Origin of the sequence: Shinella sp. AETb1-6, from assembly GCF_009826875.1 — a bacterium.
GTDB classification, from domain to species: Bacteria; Pseudomonadota; Alphaproteobacteria; order Rhizobiales; family Rhizobiaceae; genus Shinella; species Shinella sumterensis.
In genome coordinates this window covers 424,144-444,536 of the sequence record NZ_WUMM01000004.1, presented here as the reverse complement: position 1 = coordinate 444,536, position 20,393 = coordinate 424,144, and the positions used below count along the sequence as shown (strand labels likewise).

Annotated in this window: 23 protein-coding genes; 17 read left to right on the top strand and 6 right to left on the bottom strand. The window is 63.4% G+C overall.

Going from position 1 to position 20,393, the window contains the following annotated elements; all coding sequences use genetic code 11:
* The first annotated feature begins 48 nt into the window (after positions 1-48).
* From GR158_RS09900 to GR158_RS09885, 4 genes are all read left to right on the top strand, one after another.
* Positions 49-1,272, top strand: coding sequence for an acyl-CoA dehydrogenase (locus tag GR158_RS09900; protein WP_160870930.1), 1,224 nt, complete (start codon positions 49-51; stop codon positions 1,270-1,272).
* Positions 1,273-1,406: 134 nt separating this feature from the next.
* Entirely contained in the window at positions 1,407-1,763 is a 357-nt protein-coding gene (locus GR158_RS09895; RefSeq protein WP_160870929.1) for a hypothetical protein, read from the top strand.
* Positions 1,764-1,884: 121 nt separating this feature from the next.
* Positions 1,885-2,313, top strand: a complete 429-nt coding sequence (locus tag GR158_RS09890; protein WP_246665597.1) for a PilZ domain-containing protein — start codon at positions 1,885-1,887, stop codon at positions 2,311-2,313.
* 84 nt (positions 2,314-2,397) lie between these two features.
* Complete coding sequence (locus tag GR158_RS09885) at positions 2,398-3,519, top strand: pyridoxal phosphate-dependent aminotransferase (protein WP_160870928.1); 1,122 nt, start codon at positions 2,398-2,400, stop codon at positions 3,517-3,519.
* A 120-nt stretch (positions 3,520-3,639) separates the two neighbouring features.
* Here the strand turns inward: GR158_RS09885 and GR158_RS09880 are convergent, their stop codons facing one another.
* Positions 3,640-3,909, bottom strand: a complete 270-nt coding sequence (locus GR158_RS09880) for a sel1 repeat family protein (RefSeq protein WP_134647476.1) — start codon at positions 3,907-3,909, stop codon at positions 3,640-3,642.
* A gap of 465 nt (positions 3,910-4,374) precedes the next feature.
* Between GR158_RS09880 and GR158_RS09875 the strand changes: the two genes are divergently transcribed.
* Positions 4,375-4,713, top strand: a complete 339-nt coding sequence (locus tag GR158_RS09875; RefSeq protein ID WP_160870927.1) for a DUF2147 domain-containing protein — start codon at positions 4,375-4,377, stop codon at positions 4,711-4,713.
* A 43-nt stretch (positions 4,714-4,756) separates the two neighbouring features.
* Here the strand turns inward: GR158_RS09875 and GR158_RS09870 are convergent, their stop codons facing one another.
* The gene (locus GR158_RS09870; protein WP_160870926.1) at positions 4,757-5,458 is read right to left on the bottom strand and encodes a glutathione binding-like protein; all 702 of its coding nucleotides are present in this window, start codon (positions 5,456-5,458) and stop codon (positions 4,757-4,759) included.
* A 179-nt stretch (positions 5,459-5,637) separates the two neighbouring features.
* Between GR158_RS09870 and GR158_RS25115 the strand changes: the two genes are divergently transcribed.
* From GR158_RS25115 to GR158_RS09840, 8 genes are all read left to right on the top strand, one after another.
* Entirely contained in the window at positions 5,638-5,802 is a 165-nt protein-coding gene (locus tag GR158_RS25115; RefSeq protein WP_167718835.1) for a hypothetical protein, read from the top strand.
* Between the two features lie 23 nt (positions 5,803-5,825).
* The gene (locus GR158_RS25110; RefSeq protein ID WP_167718877.1) at positions 5,826-5,999 is read left to right on the top strand and encodes a hypothetical protein; all 174 of its coding nucleotides are present in this window, start codon (positions 5,826-5,828) and stop codon (positions 5,997-5,999) included.
* 78 nt (positions 6,000-6,077) lie between these two features.
* A complete protein-coding gene (locus GR158_RS09865; RefSeq protein ID WP_134647482.1) occupies positions 6,078-6,398 on the top strand; it encodes a YnfA family protein in 321 nt (106 codons plus the stop codon).
* Positions 6,399-6,470: 72 nt separating this feature from the next.
* Positions 6,471-7,973 (top strand): AMP nucleosidase, encoded by a 1,503-nt coding sequence (locus tag GR158_RS09860; RefSeq protein WP_160870925.1) that lies wholly within the window; start codon positions 6,471-6,473, stop codon positions 7,971-7,973.
* A 146-nt stretch (positions 7,974-8,119) separates the two neighbouring features.
* The gene (locus tag GR158_RS09855; RefSeq protein ID WP_160870924.1) at positions 8,120-8,527 is read left to right on the top strand and encodes a GtrA family protein; all 408 of its coding nucleotides are present in this window, start codon (positions 8,120-8,122) and stop codon (positions 8,525-8,527) included.
* Positions 8,524-9,534 (top strand): glycosyltransferase family 2 protein, encoded by a 1,011-nt coding sequence (locus GR158_RS09850; protein ID WP_134647488.1) that lies wholly within the window; start codon positions 8,524-8,526, stop codon positions 9,532-9,534. The genes GR158_RS09855 and GR158_RS09850 overlap by 4 nt, the downstream gene beginning before the upstream one ends.
* On the top strand, positions 9,535-11,037 hold the full coding sequence (locus GR158_RS09845; protein WP_160870923.1) for a glycosyltransferase family 39 protein: 1,503 nt from the start codon (positions 9,535-9,537) through the stop codon (positions 11,035-11,037). It begins immediately after the preceding gene.
* 18 nt (positions 11,038-11,055) lie between these two features.
* Complete coding sequence (locus GR158_RS09840; RefSeq protein WP_160870922.1) at positions 11,056-11,799, top strand: ChbG/HpnK family deacetylase; 744 nt, start codon at positions 11,056-11,058, stop codon at positions 11,797-11,799.
* 2 nt (positions 11,800-11,801) lie between these two features.
* On the opposite strand, the gene GR158_RS09835 is transcribed toward GR158_RS09840, so the two are convergent.
* Positions 11,802-13,175 carry an aspartate aminotransferase family protein gene (locus GR158_RS09835; protein WP_160870921.1) on the bottom strand — a complete coding sequence of 458 codons (1,374 nt, stop codon included), beginning with the start codon at positions 13,173-13,175 and terminating at the stop codon, positions 11,802-11,804.
* Between the two features lie 149 nt (positions 13,176-13,324).
* Here GR158_RS09835 and GR158_RS09830 point away from each other — a divergent pair, with 149 nt between their 5' ends.
* Positions 13,325-14,695: a glutamine synthetase family protein gene (locus tag GR158_RS09830; protein WP_134647496.1), complete on the top strand. Its 1,371-nt coding sequence runs from the start codon at positions 13,325-13,327 to the stop codon at positions 14,693-14,695.
* A 63-nt stretch (positions 14,696-14,758) separates the two neighbouring features.
* Here GR158_RS09830 and GR158_RS09825 read toward each other — a convergent pair whose 3' ends face one another.
* Positions 14,759-15,697 (bottom strand): diacylglycerol kinase family protein, encoded by a 939-nt coding sequence (locus tag GR158_RS09825; RefSeq protein WP_134647498.1) that lies wholly within the window; start codon positions 15,695-15,697, stop codon positions 14,759-14,761.
* 320 nt (positions 15,698-16,017) lie between these two features.
* On the opposite strand from GR158_RS09825, the gene GR158_RS09820 reads away from it, so the two are divergent.
* Positions 16,018-17,280, top strand: coding sequence for an MFS transporter (locus tag GR158_RS09820; protein WP_160870920.1), 1,263 nt, complete (start codon positions 16,018-16,020; stop codon positions 17,278-17,280).
* A gap of 24 nt (positions 17,281-17,304) precedes the next feature.
* Here the strand turns inward: GR158_RS09820 and GR158_RS09815 are convergent, their stop codons facing one another.
* A complete protein-coding gene (locus GR158_RS09815) occupies positions 17,305-17,709 on the bottom strand; it encodes a helix-turn-helix domain-containing protein (RefSeq protein WP_160870919.1) in 405 nt (134 codons plus the stop codon).
* A 101-nt stretch (positions 17,710-17,810) separates the two neighbouring features.
* Here GR158_RS09815 and GR158_RS09810 point away from each other — a divergent pair, with 101 nt between their 5' ends.
* Positions 17,811-18,824, top strand: a complete 1,014-nt coding sequence (locus GR158_RS09810; RefSeq protein ID WP_160870918.1) for a zinc-binding alcohol dehydrogenase family protein — start codon at positions 17,811-17,813, stop codon at positions 18,822-18,824.
* Positions 18,825-18,972: 148 nt separating this feature from the next.
* Entirely contained in the window at positions 18,973-19,368 is a 396-nt protein-coding gene (locus tag GR158_RS09805; RefSeq protein WP_134647506.1) for a DoxX family protein, read from the top strand.
* Positions 19,369-19,427: 59 nt separating this feature from the next.
* Here GR158_RS09805 and GR158_RS09800 read toward each other — a convergent pair whose 3' ends face one another.
* Entirely contained in the window at positions 19,428-20,315 is an 888-nt protein-coding gene (locus tag GR158_RS09800) for a proline/glycine betaine ABC transporter permease (RefSeq protein WP_160870917.1), read from the bottom strand.
* Positions 20,316-20,393: the final 78 nt, after the last annotated feature.

Below are 20,393 nucleotides of genomic sequence, written 5' to 3'. Positions count from 1 at the left end.
GCTGATGTAGCACTTCTGCCACGACAGATCCGCGACAGGAGGAACCCCATGAGCGAGCACCACAGCGCCACCCCCGAGCAGGCGCGCGCCAAGATGGCGCCCTTCGACTGGGCCGATCCCTTCCTGCTCGAGGACCAGCTGACGGACGAGGAGCGCATGATCCGCGACACCGCGCGCGCCTATTGCCAGGACAAGCTCGCCAGCCGCGTGACCGAAGCCAACCGCCACGAGATCTTCCACCGCGAGATCATGACCGAGATGGGCGAACTCGGCCTGCTCGGCCCGACCGTGCCGGAGGAATATGGCGGCGTCGGCGCCAACTACGTGTCCTACGGCCTCGTCGCACGCGAGGTGGAACGCGTCGATTCCGGCTATCGCTCGGCCATGTCGGTGCAGTCCTCGCTCGTCATGCACCCGATCTTCGCCTACGGCACCGAAGAGACCCGCAAGAAGTACCTGCCGAAGCTTGCTTCCGGCGAATGGGTCGGCTGTTTCGGCCTGACGGAGCCGGACCACGGTTCGGACCCCTCCTCCATGATCACCCGCGCGAAGAAGGTCGACGGCGGCTACCTGATCTCGGGCGCGAAGAACTGGATCACCAATTCGCCGATCGCCGATGTCGCCGTCGTCTGGGCCAAGTCCGACGCGCATGACAACAAGATCAAGGGTTTCGTGCTGGAACGCGGCATGAAGGGCTTCGAGACGCCGAAGATCGAGGGCAAGTTCTCGCTGCGCGCCTCCGTCACCGGCATGATCATGATGCAGGACGTCTTCGTTCCCGATGAAAACCTGCTGCCGGAAGTTGCGGGCCTCGCCGGTCCCTTCGGCTGCCTCAACCGCGCCCGCTACGGCATCGCCTGGGGCGCGATGGGAGCTGCCGAATTCTGCTGGCACGCCGCGCGCCAGTACACGCTCGACCGCAAGCAGTTCGGCAAGCCGCTCGCCGCCACGCAGCTCATCCAGAAGAAGCTCGCCGACATGGAAACCGAAATCGCGCTCGGCCTGCAGGGCGCGCTGCGGCTTGGCCGCCTGTTCGACGAACACCGCGCGCCTGCCGAGCTCATCTCGCTGATGAAGCGCAACAATTGCGGCAAGGCGCTCGATATCGCGCGCGTTTCCCGCGACATGCACGGCGGCAACGGCGTTTCGGACGAGTATGGCGTCATCCGCCACGTCATGAACCTGGAAGCCGTCAACACCTACGAGGGCACGCACGACATTCACGCGCTGATCCTCGGCCGCGCGCAGACCGGCCTCCAGGCCTTCCAGTAAGCCGGGCTGACATTTCGCAAACTGGCATTTCGCAAATTCTGCGGCCGCTCGTTAGAATACGGGCGGCCGCTTTTACGCTTTCTCCATCCCGTTTCGGTACAATCCCAGTCCGGCAACAGAAGCGGGAGGGCTTCATGCCTCTCGAACATCTCCACGAACAGGCCCATCCACGGCAGCCCAAGCGCAGTTTCGTCCAGTACAGGCTGGACAGGCCCGGCTTCATCACACCGATCGGCCACCACCTCAGCACGGCGCTGCGCTATACCTGCCTGATCCGCAGCATTTCCAGCGCGGGTGCGGTGCTCTCCATCAACCGGACGCTGACGCTGCCTGAAAACTTCTATCTGGAAATCCAGGGCATCCGTGACGGCATTCCCTGCACCGAGTTCAAGCGCGACGGCGACGAGATGGTGGTGCGCTTCAACATGTTCCTCGATGCGGATTTCCTCAAGGTGGTGCTGGGGCGACCGGCCGACCTCCAGGAAGCCTGATCGGCCGCACGGAAAAATGCGTCGATTAAACTTTTAAAAATTTGCTTCAGCGAAACAAAATACTCCGCTGCGACACTGCCCATCTGTGTCGGACATGATCGTCCTCCTCGGGAGTATCGCAATGAGCATTGGCGCCGATCCGCGTTCCGCCGCGGGCCTTTATGAACGCAAGTGGGAGCGTTACTCCGTCAACCGGCAGGGCATGCTGATGACCGTGGGCTTCGATCTGGGCGCGCCGAAAATGCGCAGCTGCCAGTTGATCGACATCTCGCAGGGCGGCGCGAGCTTCAGCGTCACCACGACGATCGGCCTGCCGCTGCACTATTATCTCTCCGTCGTGGGTGTCGCTTCGCGTATCGGCTGCGCGGAGGTCTATCGCACCGACAAGCGCATCGGCGTGCAGTTCATCAAGGAAATTGACGAGGAACTGCTGCACACCATCGTGCGCGCCGACTACTTCACCGGTGGCGGCGCGGCAAAGCCGAAAGTGCCGGAGCGGCGCTACATGGTGGGCATCGAAAAAGGCGGCGTGGGATCGCGCATCACCTGACCGTTTCGCGACCGGGGATTATTGGCTAGGGTGCCTGCAAAACCGATTCCGGCACTATGTCCCTTCCCGATCCCAGGCGTTATCATGTCCGCATTCTCCCGCTTCACTGCCATTGCCCAGACACTGCCCTCCACCGTTCCCTTCGTCGGCCCCGAAACCATAGAACGCACCCGCGGCCTTGCGGTGCGCGCCCGCATCGGCGCCAATGAAAGCGGCTTCGGCCCGGCCCCCTCCGTCATCGAGGCGATGCGCGCGGCGGCGGCGGCGACGTGGATGTACAGCGATCCGGAGAATTTCGAGCTGCGCGAAGCGCTTGCCCTTCATCACGGCATATCGCGCGACAACATCGCCATCGGCAGTGGCATCGACGGCCTGCTCGGCGACATCGCACGGCTGATCGTGGAGCCGGGCACGCCGGTCGTGACCTCGCTCGGGGGCTATCCAACGTTCAACTATCATGTAAACGGCTACGGCGGCCGGCTCGTCACGGTGCCCTATGCGGGCGACCGGGAGCACCTCGACGGCCTGCTGGACGCGGTGCGGCGGGAAAACGCCCCGCTCGTCTACCTCGCCAATCCCGACAACCCGATGGGCAGCTGGTGGGATGCCGACAGCATCGTCGCCTTCGCGCAGGCTTTGCCGGAAACGACGCTGCTCGTGCTGGACGAGGCCTATGGCGAGACGGCGCCGGCCGGAACCATTCCGTCCATTGCCGCGCTGATCGGCCAGCCGAACATTCTGCGCATGCGCACCTTCTCGAAAGCCTACGGACTGGCGGGCGCGCGCGTCGGCTATGCCATCGGCACGCTCGGCAATGCGCAGGCCTTCGACAAGATCCGCCACCATTTCGGCATGGCGCGGGTGTCGATCGCGGCGGCGCTCGCCGCCCTCGAGGACCAGACGTATCTGAAGGATGTGATCGTCCGTATCGCGGCGTCGCGCGCACGCATCACCGCCATTGCCAAGGAGAACGGTCTTGCGCCGCTGCCGTCGGCGACGAATTTCGTCACCATCGACTGCGGTCGCGACGGCGTGCATGCCAAGGCCATCGTCGACGGCCTGATGGAGCATGGCGTGTTCATCCGCATGCCCGGTATCGCGCCCCTCAACCGATGCATCCGCATCAGCACGGGACCGGAGAGCGACATGGCCCTGCTGGAGGAAGCCCTGCCGCTGGTTCTGAAGGCAGTAGGCAGTAGGCAGTAGGCAGTAGGCAGTAGGCAGTAGGCAGTAGGATTTTACGACGGCGGCTTGGTTTTCAAGTTTCTTCTTCGCCGCAATCGCCTATCGCTAATGCCTACTGCCTATCGCCTAATGCCTATTCACTCAATGCAGCGTCATCCACTCGCGGGCGGCGCGCAGCGCGAGCGCAAGGTCGGTCTTCGTCATTGTCGCGGCAAGATCGGCACGCAGTTCGGCGGCGCGGTCGCAGCCCTTGATCGCGGCGATGTTGAGCCATTTGTGCGCCTGGACGACATCGATATCGCAACCGCGACCCGTCGCATACATCAGGCCCATGTCGCAGAAGGTTTCGGCGCGGTTGTCACCGCCAGTCATGGCGGCCGTTTCGGTGTTCTGAAAATCAAAGCGTGCCATTTCGATAGTCCCTGTCTGACTGGTTTTCTGTTCTTTTGTCCTGTTTTACCTGCCCTTTCGGGCCTCTCGTGGCGCCTGCCGTCTGCGCGGCCTTGGTCTTCCCCGAGAGTTTTGCCGGCCGGTTATCCCGTGCTCGTCTTATGGCTCCACTATGCCGCGGGGCCTTCAAAATGCGCTTAAAAGGCATGCTTAATTTGAGACGAACAAAATCCAAACGCTTGGTAAAATTGGATTTTCGTTAAACATCGGACCCTCTGAAATCCGGCGGATTTGCTTCAAAATTTACCGATTGTTCAAACGACGATTTCAACGCTTCGCTAACCACGGCGAACGGCGGCAAATTTCCGGACCACGATTTTACGGTCGCTCCGCCCCTTTTCCACCGCGCGGGATTCGCGTTTCACGCATATTTACCTTTACGTTTGCGTAAGATATTCTGCGCGCTCATTCTGGAGGAGGAAGAGAATGAAACTGAGGACCTTGCTCATTGCTGCCCTTTTCGCCATGCCCGTCGTCGCCAATGCCGCCGAGCCGATCGAAGGCAACTGGAAGACGGCAAGCGGCGCGACCGCGGCGATCGCCAAATGCGGCGGCGGCTTCTGCATTACCTTGAAGACGGGAAAACATGCCGGCAAGCGCATCGGCCAGATGAAGGGCGCCGGCACCGACTACAGCGGCTCGATCACCGACCCGGAAACGGACAAGACCTATAGCGGCTCCGGCACGGTGAGTGGCAGCTCGCTGCGCATGAAGGGCTGCGTGCTGGCGGTTCTGTGCAAGTCACAGACCTGGACACGGCTCTAAAAAATCGAAAAGCCGGCGCCAAGCGCCGGCTTTGCCGTCTCGATTATCGCGCGCGCTGGCCGAACAGGATCTTCTGGGCTTCCTTGTCCTCGGCAAGGTTGGCCTGACGGGCCCGCTCTTCCTGACCGACCGCGATGCCGCGCTCGACGGCCGGCCGCGCCATCACCGTCTCGAACCACCGCTTGAGATGCGGAAAGTCGTTCAGATCCTGCCCCTGCTTTTCGTAGGAGCGCACCCAGCCGACGCATGCCATATCGGCGATGGAATAATCGCCGGCCAGATAGTCGCGATCGGCAAGCCGCCGGTTCATCACGCCGTAGAGACGGTTCACCTCGTTGGTATAGCGGTCGATACCGTAGGCGATCTTCTCAGGTGCGTAATCGCGGAAATGATGCGCCTGTCCCGCCATCGGTCCAAGCCCGCCCATCTGCCAGAACAGCCACTGGTCGACGTCGACGCGCCGGCGCTCGTCCGCCGGATAGAACTGCCCGTATTTGCGGCCGAGATATTGCAGGATCGCGCCGGACTCGAAGATCGAAATCGGCGCGCCGCCGGGTCCGTCCGGATCGATGATCGCCGGCATGCGGTTGTTGGGCGCGATCTTCAGGAAATCAGGCGCGAACTGCTCGCCCTTGCCGATATTGATATAGCTGACGTCATAGGGAACACCCAGCTCCTCCAGCATGATCGTGACTTTGTAGCCATTCGGCGTGGGCCAGTAATAGACTTCGATCGGCGCGGTCATTTCGGTCTCTCCTTGGTGTCGTTCCGGACGTAGAGGGCCAGACGTAGAGGGTGCCCGGGGCTCCTTCAAGGCGCATTCACACCTTTTCTGAACGGGAGATGAACCGGCCTCTCAGGGAGCGTTCAGTCCCGGAATGCGACAAAGGCACCACAGCAACATTCTGCTTCAGGGACAAGACAATGGACATTCTCGCTCGCCGCCTCACGATCATCACGCTTCTGATGGCGATTTTCGCGATCATGCTCGCTGCTGCCGTCGAGACGGACTACCGCCGCAACGCCCACAATTCCAACGGCAAGCTCGTCGCGTGCTCCGCACCGCAGATGTGCCGCGCCTCTATCTGATAGCAAACCGAAAGACGAACCCGATGACCGCCCTCACCCACACCGCCGCGACGCTTCTGCGCATCTTCGCCCTCTCGGCGATGATGATCGCGCCGGTCGGCGGTCTCGCCTGGAGCAATGCCGGCGGGCTCGGGATCGAGAAGCAGGGCGCCGGCCTCGTTCTCTTCGTCACGCTCCAGCGCCAGTCGATGAGCTGACGCCATTCTTTCCAGGCGGCTTTCCAGCCGGCTGATCCGTGGTAAACGGGGAGACTGCCAAGTCTCACCGGAGCCCGGATGAAATCCCTTCTTCTGTTTTCCGCCGCCGCACTTGCCGAAATCGCCGGCTGCTTTGCCTTCTGGGCCTGGTGGCGGCTGGACAAGTCCATTCTCTGGCTCGTTCCCGGCATGATTTCCCTCGCCCTGTTCGGCTGGCTGCTGACGCAGGTCGACAGCGCGTTTGCGGGCCGGGCCTATGCGGCCTATGGCGGCGTCTATATAGCGGCCTCGCTGCTCTGGCTGTGGCTTGCCGAAGGCATGCGGCCGGATCGCTTCGACCTTGCCGGCGCGACACTGGCGCTCGTAGGCGCCGGCGTCATTCTCGCGGCCCCGCGATAGGGCTTGCGATAAGGCTTGCGGGCGCGCCGAAGTTGTCGTTTGCTTGTCAAAAGACAACACCTATAGTGATTCATGAGCAAACGAATCTTCTCGCCCAAGCCGCTTTCCTACGCCACGCCCGCGCCCTATGAGGCCCGGTCCTTCGACGATCCGGTGGCCGCCGTCGATGCACTCGAAGCGCTCTACGACCGCAATACGAGCTTCCTGACAGACGCCTTTGCCTCGCTGGCCAACATCGGCACGCCGCAGACGCGCTTTCGCGCCTGCTATCCGCAGGTCAGCATCGAGACCACCAGCTTCGGCCATGTCGATTCGCGCCTGTCCTATGGCTACGTCGCCTCGCCCGGCGTCTACACGACCACCATCACCCGCCCGAAGCTCTTCCGTCACTATCTGATCGAACAGCTCGGGCTTTTGATGCGCAATCACGGCGTGCGTGTCATCGTCTCGGAATCGACGACGCCGATCCCGCTGCATTTCGCGTTCGGAGAAGGCGCGCATGTGGAGGCGAACGTGGCCGAGGGCATCGAGCTGCCGCTGCGCGATCTCTTCGACGCGCCCGACCTTTCCAACACCGACGACGAGATCGCCAACGGCGCCTATGAGCCCGGCCCCGGCGAGCCCTCGCCGCTCGCGCCCTTTACCGCGCAGCGCATCGACTATTCGCTTGCGCGCCTCAGCCATTACACGGCGACCAGCGCCACGCATTTCCAGAACTTCGTGCTGTTCACGAACTACCAGTTCTATATCGACGAATTCTGCGAATGGGCGCGCCAGCAGATGGCCGAGGGCGGCAACGGCTATACGGCCTTCGTCGAGCCCGGCAACATCGTCACCTACGCGGGCTCCGACAGGCCGGACCCGGACATCACCCCCGGCCGCCTGCCGCAGATGCCGGCCTATCACATCAAGAAGAAGGGCCATGGCGGCATCACCATGGTCAATATCGGCGTCGGCCCCTCCAATGCCAAGACGATCACCGACCATATCGCGGTGCTGCGCCCGCATGCCTGGCTGATGCTCGGCCATTGCGCGGGCCTGCGCAACAGCCAGACGCTGGGCGACTACGTGCTGGCGCATGCCTATGTGCGCGAGGACCACGTGCTGGACGACGATCTGCCCGTCTGGGTGCCGATCCCGGCGCTGGCGGAAATCCAGGTCGCGCTGGAAGGCGCCGTGGAGGAGGTCACCGGCCTCGAGGGTTACGACCTCAAGCGCATCATGCGCACCGGCACCGTGGCGACGATCGACAACCGGAACTGGGAACTGCGCGATCAGCGCGGGCCGGTGAAGCGCCTCTCCCAGTCCCGCGCCATCGCGCTCGACATGGAATCGGCGACCATTGCCGCCAACGGCTTCCGTTTCCGCGTGCCTTACGGCACGCTTCTGTGCGTCTCCGACAAACCGCTGCACGGCGAGCTGAAACTGCCCGGCATGGCCACGGCCTTCTATCGCACCCAGGTCAACCAGCATCTGCGCATCGGTATCCGCGCGCTGGAAAAACTCGCCGGCATGCCGACGGAAAAGCTGCATTCCCGCAAACTGAGAAGCTTTTTCGAGACGGCGTTTCAGTAAAAAACGACAGTGGACAGACCGATCCTTAAGGTCTACTGAGCCGGTAACTTGAGTGCGTCGGGATATTTTCGTCCCGGCGCGCTTTGCCATCCGCAGCGCGCGCCAAACGCCTTTCGGCGGGCTCTCGCACAGCCGATTTACCGCCCATGCCCGACTTTCACAAAACCTTATCCACCGTCAGGAATTTTCTGGTTTTCAGTGGCGGCTCGGTCGTCGGCGCAATTATCGACTATGTGGTGACGCTCGGCGCGCATGGTCTTCTGGACATGCCGCCCTCCCTTGCGCTCAGCCTCTCCATGGTGATCAGCGCCTCCGTCGTCTTCCTCTATCACGACAGGATCACCTTCCGCACATCCGGGGCGGGCTGGCTGAAACGCTACGTCAAGTTCATGATGCTCGCGGCGATCGTCCTGGCGCTACGTGTCGTGATCCTTGAACTGCTCATCGCCGCGGCGCTTCCCGTCTTCATCGCCGTGGCAGTGGCCATCGTGGTCGTTTCCGTCGCCAACTTCGCAGCCTCGTCGATGCTGGTCTTCATGAAAGGACGCCAATGACCTCCGGCCAAAGCCTGTCCATCGTCGTTCCTGTTTTCAACGAGGCGGAGAACCTCTCCTATCTCGTCAGCCGCCTGAACATGGTTTGCGAACGCATTCGCCATGAGTTCGGGATCGACACGATCCACTATGTCTTCATCGATGACGGCAGTTCCGATGGGAGCTTCGATGCGCTCGGTGCGCTCGATTATGCCGGGCAAGGCGTGACGCTCCTGCAATTCTCACGCAATTTCGGCAAGGAAGCCGCCCTCTCCGCCGGCATCGATTCAGCGACCGATGCCGACGCGATCATCATGATGGATGCCGATCTTCAGCATCCGCCCGAACTTCTCGTCGATCTCGTGCGCGTCTGGAAAACCGAGGGCGTCGATAGCGTCTTCACCTACAAGGAGCATCGCCGGGCTTCGGAAGGTGTCCTCAAGGCCACGCTCTCGCACATCTTCTATTGGGTCATGAACCGGGGCGCGCGCTTCTCGATCACCGAGAACGCCGGCGACTTCCGGCTCATCAGCCGGCGCTATGCCAACGCGCTGCGCCTGCTGCCGGAAAGCCAGCGCTTCATGAAGGGGCTTTACGGGTGGGTCGGCTTTGCCCAGCGCGGCCTGCCGCTCACGCCACCGCCGCGCGAGCGCGGCACCACGAGCTTCAATGGTGCGCGGCTCATGGCGATGTCGTTCGACGCCATGACGAGCTTTACCACAGCACCCCTGCGCCTGATGGCGCTGGCCGGGCTCGTCATTGCCTGCGTCAGCGCGGTTTATGGCGTCTATATCGTCGTGGAGCGGCTGTTCTTCACCGCCAACAGCATCGGCATCGCCTCCGTTCTGGCGCTGATGGCCTTCTTCGGCGGCATGCAGATGATCTTCCTCGGCCTGCTCGGCGAATATATCGGCAAGACCGTCCTCGAAGCGAAGCGACGCCCCCCCTACATCCTGGCCGAGAAGCGTGTGATATCACCGCCGGCCACGGACGCGGCGGCGTCCGCACAGACAGAAATCTCCTCCTGAATGTTCAAGACCTTCTCCTCCAGGCCGGCCCTCTTCGTCGTGATTCACTGCTTCGTCTGGTGGATCATGATCCTCGTCGCCAAGCCCAATCTCGATCGCTATGGCGACATGGCCGAAGTCTATGCCTGGTCGCAACACTGGCTGGCGGGATCGAGCAAGCATCCGCAATTCCTGCCGTGGATGGCCAAGATCTGGTTTCTGGTGGCGCCCAAGACCGTGGCCTCGATCTATCTGCTGTCGGCCGTCAATCTCGCCGTGGCCATGCTGGGTATCCTCGCGCTCGGCCGTGCGCTGCGCCTGGGAGACCTCCAGGTGCTTGTCGCGCTGGCCCTGGGAGCGCTGGCGTTCCCGTACCTGACGCTCGCCGACAAGCTCAACATGAACGCGATATGCCTTTCGATCTGGCCCTGGACGGCCTGGGCGTTCGTGAAGGCGACATCGGAGCGGAGCGAAAGGCGCATGCTTCATGCGGCGCTGTTTGGCCTGCTCGCCGGGCTTTCCATGCTCAGCAAGTACTATTCCATCGTTCTCATCCTGCCGCTTTTTGCCTTTACGTTCCTTTCGAACCAGCGCCGGATCTGGCGCACAGCGACCCCGTGGGTGGCTATTGCCGTCTATCTTGCCGTGACCACGCCGCACATTCTTTGGCTCCTGGTCCATCAGGATGCCATCACCTATGCCCGCGAACAGGCGGGAGACGACCCGGCCGGCAAGCGTCTCTACTACATCGCGAAATTCATCACGGCCCCTCTCTTCTACTGGCCCATTCCGTTCATTCTGGCCGGACTTTTCCTCGTCAAGGGCTCTTTCCTCAGCCGTTGCGCGCAGCTGGCGCGATTGCCGCGGGATAATGCCCTTCTCGGTGTGCTGGCACTCGGGCCATGGCTGCTGACGCTTTTCTTCGCGGTCGTCGGCCTTGTCGAACTGTCGACGCCCTGGGCGATCCCGATCGGTTTCGCCTTCATGCTCTATGGCATCGCCAATGCCGACCCGCAGCTTCTGCAGAAAAACGGGCCGAAGATCATCGCAGCCTTTCGCGTCATCTGGCCGATCATGCTCGTTGGCAGCGTCATCGCGGCAACGATGGACGCCTACAGCGACAACGTGAACTACTACCGGCCGGAACAGGAACAGGCGGTGGCGGCCGTCGAACATTGGAACAAGCGCCACGACATGCCGCTTTCCTGGGTCTCAAGCGGCAATCTCGCTGCAATGATCGCATTCTTCTCGCCGACGCCGATAGAAGCACTGCCGACGCCGCCCGATGCGCTGCCATCCTACTATCCGGAGCGCGCGAACTGGAAGAACGAGGCCGGTATCATCACCTGCCCCGTTGAGGTGGAGGGCTCCGACGCGTCGGACTGCATACGGGAAGCCAAGGCCTGGGCGTCGCTTCACGGACTGCAATCGGAAGAGGTCACGTTCACGATCGCACGCTCGGGCATTCGCTTTCCCCGCAAGCTGCCATTTCAGATGCCGGTGGTGTATGTCTGGCCGAGATGACGGCCAGGGCAGGTGCGCATGCTGATTGCAGACGACTTCGGCCTCGGCCGGGACCATGACAGAGTGATCCTCGATCTTCTCGAACGAGGGAAGATCGACGGCACATCCGTCATGATCGACGGCGACATCGAACCGCGGGATATCGAGCGGCTGCGCCAGCTGCGGGAGCGCGGCGCCGCCGTCGGGCTGCATCTCAACCTCACGCACGACTTTTCAGGCCGTCATTTTCACCGGCCAGTCGGCGATCTGCTGCGGCTCTGCCTCACCGGCCGGTTGCCGCAACAGGCGCAAGGCGCCTTTCACAGACAAGCGGAGACGTTCCACGCCACCTTCGGCTTTCTGCCTGACTATTATGACGGCCATCAGCACTGCCATTGTTTTCCCGGTCTCGACCGGATTGCGGCAACGCTGCCCCGGGAAGATCGCGTGTGGATGCGTGTGCCGCTGCCCCGGACGTGGGCCGGCCGCATGCTCAACATGCGCGCAGGCGGGCCAAAGACCGTCCTGGTCATGATCCTCGCACATCTCGCGGCAAGGACGTTCCGCAGGGCGGGCTGGGAGACGAACAGCGATTTTTCCGGCTTCCTGCCGCTCGACAGGCCGGACGACGTCGCGCGATGGTTGCCCACGCTCCTGAGCGCACGCGCCGCCGACACATTGATGATGGTCCATCCGGGAAGCGCCGATGACCGGAGCCAATGCCCCGGCCATGCGCCGCAAAGCCGTGTCGTGGAAGCGGAAATCCTTTCGCTTCAGGCCTGACCTCAGCCCTTCATCACCGTCCAGGCGTGCTCCAGGCCCTTGCGGGTGATGTCGATCATCTGGTCGACTTCCGCATGGGTGATGACGAGCGGCGGGGAGAAGAGCATGCGGTCGCCGGTGGCGCGCAGCACCAGGCCGTTTTCCAGGCAATGGTTGCGCACGGTGACCCCGGCCTTTTCCTTGTCCTCGAAGCGCTTGCGCGTCGTCTTGTCCTCGGCGAGCTGGACGGCGGCCATCAGGCCGACCTGCTGGACTTCGCCGACGATGGGCAGGTCCTCCAGCGATTTCAGGCCGGCGGCGAGGTAGGGGCCGATATCGTCGTGCACGCGCTCGACCAGCTTCTCATCCTCGATGATGCGCAGGTTTTCCAGTGCCGCGGCGGCGCAGACCGGGTGGCCGGAATAGGTGAAGCCGTGGTTGAAGTCGCCGACCTCCTCGACCAGCACGTTGCCGACGCGGTCGGAGACCATGACGCCGCCGATCGGCAGGTAGCCGGAGGACAGGCCCTTGGCGATGGGCGCCAGATCCGGCTCGACGCCGAAATGCTGGTGGCCGAACCAGTGGCCGGTGCGGCCGAAACCGCAGATGACTTCGTCCGTGACGAGCAGGATGTTGCGCGCCTTGCAGATGCGGGCGATTTCCGGCCAGTAGGTGGCCGGCGGCACGATGACGCCGCCCGCGCCCTGGATCGGTTCGGCGACGAAGGCGGCAACATTGTCCTCGCCGAGCTCGTCGATCTTTTCTTCCAGCTGGCGGGCCATCTTCAGGCCGAATTCGTCGGAGGTGAGATCGCCGCCCTCGCCGTACCAGAAGGGCTGGTCGATATGGTGCACGCCGGCGATCGGCAGGTCGCCCTGTTCGTGCATCCACTTCATGCCGCCGAGCGAGGCGCCGGCGACGGTGGAGCCGTGATAGCCGTTCTTGCGGGCGATGATGGCCTTCTTGGTCGGCTTGCCCATCGCGCCCCAGTAGACGCGGGCCATGCGGAACCAGGTGTCGTTGGCCTCCGAACCCGAGCCGGTGAAGAAGACGCGATTGATGTTGGGGCCGGCATGCGAGGCGATCTTCTGCGCAAGCAGAACGGCCGGCGGCGTCGTGGTGCCGAAGAAGGTGTTGTAGTAGGGCAGCTCGTTCATCTGCCGCACGACGGCATCGGCGATTTCCTTGCGGCCGTAACCGATGTTCACGCACCACAGGCCCGCGAAGCCGTCGAGATAGCGTTTGCCGTGGTTGTCGAAGATGTAGCAGCCTTCGCCGCGTTCGATGATGCGGGTGCCGGCCGCGTTCAGTTTCTTCATGTCCGAGAACGGATGAAGATGGTGGGCGGCATCGAGGGCACCGAGGTTCGAAACGGCTGCTGCACTGGTCTGCGACATTTGAATACATCCTTGCAGGTGGAACCCGCCTTATTGAACGACGGGACAGAATGGGTTACGAAAATGCCCATGTAACAGGCATTTGGCAAGAGATGCTGCGCGAGCAAAATTTCCGGCCGGTGCTTCCCGCCCAACCAAAAGCAGGCACCATGACAAACGACAAGAAGGCTGCCGGTTCGCCGCCGGCCAACGCGCCCACCAATTCCCAGGCCCGTATCGAAATCCTTCTCGTCGGCATGAACGGCGACCTGCGCGGCAAGCAGATTCCGCCCGAAGCCGAGAAGAAGATCTGGGATGGTTCGGTTCGCCTGCCCTCCTCCACCCAGTCGCTCGACATCTGGGGCGATGACAACGACGACATCACCGGCCTGTCGCTGTCGGTCGGCGACCCCGATGGCGTGTGCATTCCCGACCGTCGCTCGCTGACGGCGATGCCCTGGGCGCCCGAGGGCTCGCGCCAGGTGCTGGCCACCATGCACGAATTCGACGGCACGGCCTCCTTCATGGACCCGCGCGCCATTCTTGCACGCATGGTGAAGCGCTTCGAGGACCGTGGCCTGACGCCGGTCGTGGCGACCGAGCTCGAATTCTACGTGGTCGAGGACGACTGGCGTGAGACCGGCAAGCCGCGCCCGCCGGCCGCCCTGATGTACCGCGACGAGCCGAACGGCTTCCAGCTCTACGACATGCGCGCCACCGATGCGCTGGACGGCTATATCCAGACAGTACGCGCCTGGGCGAAGGAGATGGACCTGCCGGCGGACGCGACCACGGCGGAGTTCGGCCCCGGCCAGTTCGAGATCAACCTGCTGCACCGGCCGGACGCGCTTGCCGCCGCCGACGACTGCATCTACCTCAAGCGCATCGCCGAACAGGCCGCACGCCGATTCGGGCTGAAATCGACCTGCATGGCGAAGCCCTATGCCGAGCATGCAGGCTCCGGCCTGCATGTGCATTGCAGCGTCATCGACAAGGACGGCAAGAACATTCTCGACGCCAAGGGCGGCGATCCGGCGAAGCTGAAGTCGATCTGCGCGGGCATGCTGCAGACGATGCGCGACGCGCAGCTCGTCTTCGCCCCGTTCGCAAACTCCTATCGCCGGTTCCAGCCGGGCTCGTTTGCGCCTGTCGACCTGACCTGGGGCTTCGGCCATCGCGGCACCGCGATCCGCATTCCCGACAAGGACGGCCCGGCGGCGCGTGTCGAACACCGTGTGGCGGGCGCCGACGTGAACCCCTACCTGCTGCTGACGGCGATCCTGGGCGGCATCCTGCTCGGGCTCGACAACGAACTCGATCCGGGGCCGGTGACGGAGCCCGGCAAGGACGCGCCGCCCGCCACGCGCCTGACGCACGATTTCCTGACCGCGGTGGAAGAGTTCTCGGCCTCGCCCTTCATCAAGGACGCGTTCGGCGAAGCCTACCAGAAGCTTTACGGCGATACGAAGCGCAAGGAGGCCATCACCTATCTGCGCACGGTCTCGGATTTCGACTACCAGACCTATCTGCCGCGAATCTGAGCAGTTCGGCTTCGCCCGCCGACCACCTTCGCCCCATATGCGGGGCGAAGGACGAGCCTGTTTTCAGGCCGCCGCCGTCGCTGTCGTGGGCATGTTGCCCACCTGAACCTTCGGCACGATGACCTTGAGTTCGCCGGGATGCAGGCGGATCGAGACGTCGCGGTCCATCGGCAACAGCTCGCCGTCGATGACGCAGTTGATCGACCGATCGACCCGCGGGAAATGCAACTCGACTTCGCGGCCGGTCATCTCGCGCACATCGGCGTTTTCGCGCAGCTTGCCGCGCAGGATATCGAAGGCAAGCCGCGCCACGCCGGCGGGCTTCAACGGGCTGGTGGTGTAGAAGCCGAGATGACCGCCCGACAGGTCATCCGCATACAGCAGGCCGTTGTCGCCGAACCGGTTGTTGGAGACGTTGATGGCCGAGACCTTGCGGCTTTCCGCAACGCCATCGACCTCGAATTCCACCTCGAATTCCGGCGGATCGAGAATCACGCCCAGGGCGGCGCGCGTGTTGGCGACGATCTTTCCCATGCGCGACCGGTAGGTCATGGCATTGCGCAGGCGCACCATGCGGGCGTGGAGGCCTGCGGAAAACTGGTGCACGAAGGGTCGGTCGTCCGCCGTGCCGATGTCGGCGGCGGAGATATCGCCATCCGCCAGCGCATCGATCGCCTGCCAGATATCGAGGGGAATCTTCAGAGAGCGGGCAAAGAGGTTCATCGTGCCGGCCGGGATGATGCCGAGCGGCATGCCGCTCTGCCAGGCAAGCCCGGCCGCCGCCGAAATGGTGCCGTCGCCGCCACCGGCCAGCATCGCGTCCAGATCGGTGCGCTCCGCACAGCGGCGCAGCACCATCTCGATATCGGAGCTTTCGACGATGTCACAGTCGAGATGGTGCCCCGCCGCGGCGAAAACTTCTTCCGCATGGCGGGCATAGGCCTCCATGTCGGTGGTCCGAAACGTTCCGCCATCCCGATTGAAAATCGCCTGAACTCTCATTCGTCTACTCCGCATCCTGGCCGAGAACGCCTGAAGGCCCTCTTTGGCTGCATTAGATAGGAGAGAAAGCGGCGATTCACAGGCGGGCGGACACGGGAATGCAATAAATCGTGAAGTCGTCGCGAGCCGCTTGACCGGCGCGGGCCAAAAATCACAGTAGGCATCCGCACCCGTTTTGCTATATCTCAAGCAGCCGCCTGCGTCGTGAAGACGCTGCCGGCCGATATCTATTCCCATTGCGGCCAGTCCGGCCGAACCGCACCGCAAAGCAGCCAGGAGGAGTGGCCGCCCTTGTGAGGGTTCATGGCCGGGTGTGCCGCATGGCCACATCCTGCGGAGCCACCGTGTCCGAACATAAATTGCCCAATGCCGCCCTCTCCTCCGGGCAGCCGCCGCTTCCGGCCTTGACCGTCACCCTCATCATCCTGGCGCTGGCCGTCGGCAGCTTCGGCATCGGCACGGGCGAGTTCGCCATCATGGGCCTCCTGCCGGATGTCGCGGGTACGTTCGGCGTCAGCAACGCGACGGCGGGTCATGTCATCAGCGCCTATGCCTTCGGCGTCGTGGTCGGCGCGCCCGTCATCGCCGTCATCGGCGCGCGCTTTCGCCGCCGCGACCTGCTGCTGGTGCTGATGGGTATCTTCGCCGCCGGCAATCTCGCAAGCGCGGCCGCGCCGAGCTTTCACAGCTTCATGCTGTTCCGGTTTCTCTCCGGCCTGCCGCACGGCGCCTATTTCGGCGTGGCCGCGCTGGTCGCGGCCTCCATGGTGCCGGTCAACAAGCGCACGCAGGCTGTCGGCAAGGTCATGCTGGGCCTGACCGTCTCCACCCTGATCGGCACGCCGCTTGCCGCCTTCTTCGGGCAGATCCTCAACTGGCAGTTCATGTTCGTCGCCGTCGGCGTGACCGGGCTTCTGACGGTGGGCCTGATTGCCGCCTTCCTGCCGCGCGACAAGGCTCCGAAAGGCGTCAATGCGCTGACGGAACTCGGCGCGCTGCAGCGCAAGCAGGTCTGGCTGACGCTCGGTATCGCAGCGACCGGCTTCTGCGGCATGTTTGCGGTCTTCACCTACATCTCGCCGATCGTGACGGACGTGGCCCGGCTCAATGTCGGCATGGTGCCGGTCTATATGGCGATCTTCGGCGCGGGCATGATCGTCGGCAACCTCTTCGGCGCCAAGCTTGCCGATCTCTCGCTGATGCGCACCATCGGCTGGTCGCTGGTCCTGTATTTCGGCGTTCTCGTCGCCCTGTCGCTGACGGCGCACAATCCCGTGCTGCTCGGTCTGTGCTGCTTCCTCATCGGGTGCAGCTTCGTGGTCGGCCCCGCCTTGCAGACGCGCCTGATGGACGTGGCCGGCGACGCGCAGACGCTGGCCGCCGCCCTCAATCACTCCGCCTTCAACATCGCCAATGCGCTCGGCGCCCTGTTCGGCGGCATGGCGATCAATGCCGGCTACGGCTACGAATCGATGGGCTTCGTGGGGGCTGCGACGGCGGTGGTCGGCTTCGGCGTCTTCCTCGTCTCGCTTGCGCTTGAAAAGGCGGAGCGGACCGCATCCCCGGCCTACCCGGCGGAGTGAAAGCCTCCGGTCGATCGCCAACCTTCAGGCGGCGTCCCTTCCGGGGGACGCCGTTTCCGTTTCATCGGCAAGGCGGATGACGTTGCGGCCGTTGTGGCAGACGACATTGCGCGCGCCCCATGCCGCAAGCGCCATGATGACCGGCTTGAGGCTGCAGCCGACGTCCGTCAGCGCGTAATCGACCCGCGGCGGCACGACGGGGAAAACGGTGCGCGACACGATGCCCGCCTCCTCCAGCTCGCGCAGCTGCTTGGTCAGCATGCGCTGCGTGACGCTCGGAAGCTTGCGGCGCAGTTCGTTGAAGCGCAGCTTGCCGTCCAACAGGTGAAAAAGGATCACGCCTTTCCATTTTCCATCCAGGAAGGACAGGGTCGATTCGACCGGGCAACCGGGGAAGCTGCTGGTGAGCTTGGCGCGTGGACGCGACATCGACGGTATCCTTTTCGATACTATGGACACTATTTGTGCATTCTTGCGTGAAGCGACGTTACCCTTCATCTAGGTTCCATTCAACGCGAAAGGAACCCACGATGCGCGCGATCGCCTACCAGACCCCACAGCCCATCACCGCCGAAACCGCTCTTGTCGATATCGAGCTGCCGACGCCCGCGCCGCTGGGCCGCGACCTGCTGGTCGAGATCAAGGCCGTTTCGGTGAACCCTGTCGATACGAAGCTTCGCGGCAAGGCGCCGCCGCCGGAGGGCGAATGGCGCGTGCTGGGCTTCGACGCCGCCGGCATCGTCAAGGCCGTCGGGCCTGACGTGACACTGTTCAAGCCCGGCGACGCCGTCTTCTATGCGGGCTCCATCGACCGGCCCGGCACGAATGCCGAATTCCACCTCGTCGATGAGCGCATCGTCGGCCGCAAACCCGCTTCGCTCGACTTCGCCGCCGCCGCCGCATTGCCGCTGACCGCCATCACGGCCTGGGAAATGCTGTTCGACCGGCTGAAGGTGCGCGACGGCGTGCCGGGTGCCGCGAATGCCATCCTCATCGTCGGCGGGGCCGGCGGCGTCGGCTCCATTGCCGTACAGCTCGCCCGCAGCCTCACGGATCTCACTGTCATCGCCACGGCATCGCGGCCCGAGACGGCGGCATGGGTGAAGGAGCTCGGCGCCCACCACGTCGTCGATCACAGCAAGCCGCTGGCGGCGGAAGTGGCCGCACTCGGCATCGGCGCCCCGGCCTTCGTGTTCTCCACCACCAACACCACGGAGCACCTGCCCGCCATCGTCGAAGCCATCGCGCCGCAAGGCCGCTTCGGACTGATCGACGACCCGGCCACGCTCGATGTCATGCCCTTCAAGCGCAAGGCGGTGTCGACCCACTGGGAGCTGATGTTCACCCGTCCGCTTTTCCACACACCCGACATGATCGAGCAGCACAATCTGCTGAACGCGGTGTCGCAGCTTGTCGATGAGGGCAAGATCCGCACGACGCTCGCCGAGACGCTCGGCACGATCAATGCCGAGAACCTGCGCAAGGCGCATGCCCTGATCGAGAGCGGCCGGACCCGCGGCAAGCTGGTGCTGGAGGGCTTCTGACCTCCCTCTGAAATTTATGAGGGTTGTCTTGCCCGCAGCACAACCCGCGTCGAATCTCTGCTAGACAGGATCGTGCCGCTCCGGTTGCCGAAAGGCGCGCGGAGCGGGCGAACCGGCCCGTCGCGGCCCCGTCATGGGAGAGACATGAATGACTGCCCTCGTCGAAAGCATTACCGGCAGCCGGGCCTTCGGCTTGCTTGCCCGCCTCGTCCTTACATCCATGTTCTGGTTGTCCGGCATCGCCAAGCTGGCCGACTTCAGTGGCGGCGTGGCGGAAATGGCGCATTTCGGCCTCGAGCCGCCCGCACTCTTCAACATCGCCACCGCCCTGGTGCAACTCGTCGGTTCGGCCCTGATCATCGCCAACCGCTGGACCTGGCTGGGGGCCGGCATGCTCGCCGTCTTCACCGCGCTGACCATTCCGATCGCCCACAACTTCTGGACCATGGAAGAGCCGATGCGCACCGTCGAGTTTTATGTCGTGATGGAACACATCACCGTCATCGGCGCCCTGATGGTCGTCGCCTGGAAGACGGCCCGCTGAACGAAAAAGGGCGCCGCGGCCTTCGCCGGGGCGCCCTCGTCTTGCGAACCGATCGCCGATCAGCCGTGCACGATCTCGCGATGCTTCTGCAGACGCTTGCCGAAGGCCTGGCTGACGCGGTCGAAGATGATCGCGATGCCGACGATGGCCAGCCCGTTGAAGATGCCGAGCGTGAAGTACTGGTTGGAGATGGCCTTCAGCACCGGCTGGCCGAGGCCCTGCACGCCGATCATCGAGGCGATGACCACCATGGCGAGCGCCATCATGATCGTCTGGTTGATGCCGGCCATGATGGTGGGCAGCGCCAGCGGCATCTGCACGTTCTTCAGCTTCTGCCAGCCGGACGACCCGAACGCATCGGCGGCTTCCAGCACGTCCTTGTCCACCAGGCGGATGCCGAGATTGGTGAGGCGGATCATCGGCGGGATGGCGTAGATCACCACGGCGATCAGGCCGGGCACCTTGCCGATGCCGAGCAGCATGACGACGGGAATGAGGTAGACGAAACTCGGCATCGTCTGCATCACGTCGAGGATCGGATTGACGACGTTCTGCACCCGGTCCGAGCGCGACATCAGAATGCCGATCGGAATGCCGATGACGATGGAGAGCACCGTACAGACGAAGATCATCGAGACCGTCTTCATCGTGTCGTCCCACATGTCGAGATAGCCGATCACGAGAAGCGTGGCGACGGCGCCGACGACGATCTTCCAGTTGCGGCTGGCGAACCATGCGATGAGGGCGATGAGAATGAGGATGATCGGCCAGGGCGTGCGCGTCATGAAGCGCTCTGACCAGATCAGAAAATGCTGCAACGGCTCGAAAAGGGATTCGATGCTGTCACCATAGGCGCGCGTGAAACCGCGGAAGCCCTCGTCGATGGCCTTTTTCAGGTCACGGAGCGATCCCGCGTCCATCGTCGGAAATTTTGTCAACCATTCCATGTCAGTCCCCTTCCGCTCCACCGGTCTTGCGCCGGTTTGCGAGCCCAACCCTGATGTATGCCGAAGGAAAGTGCGCAT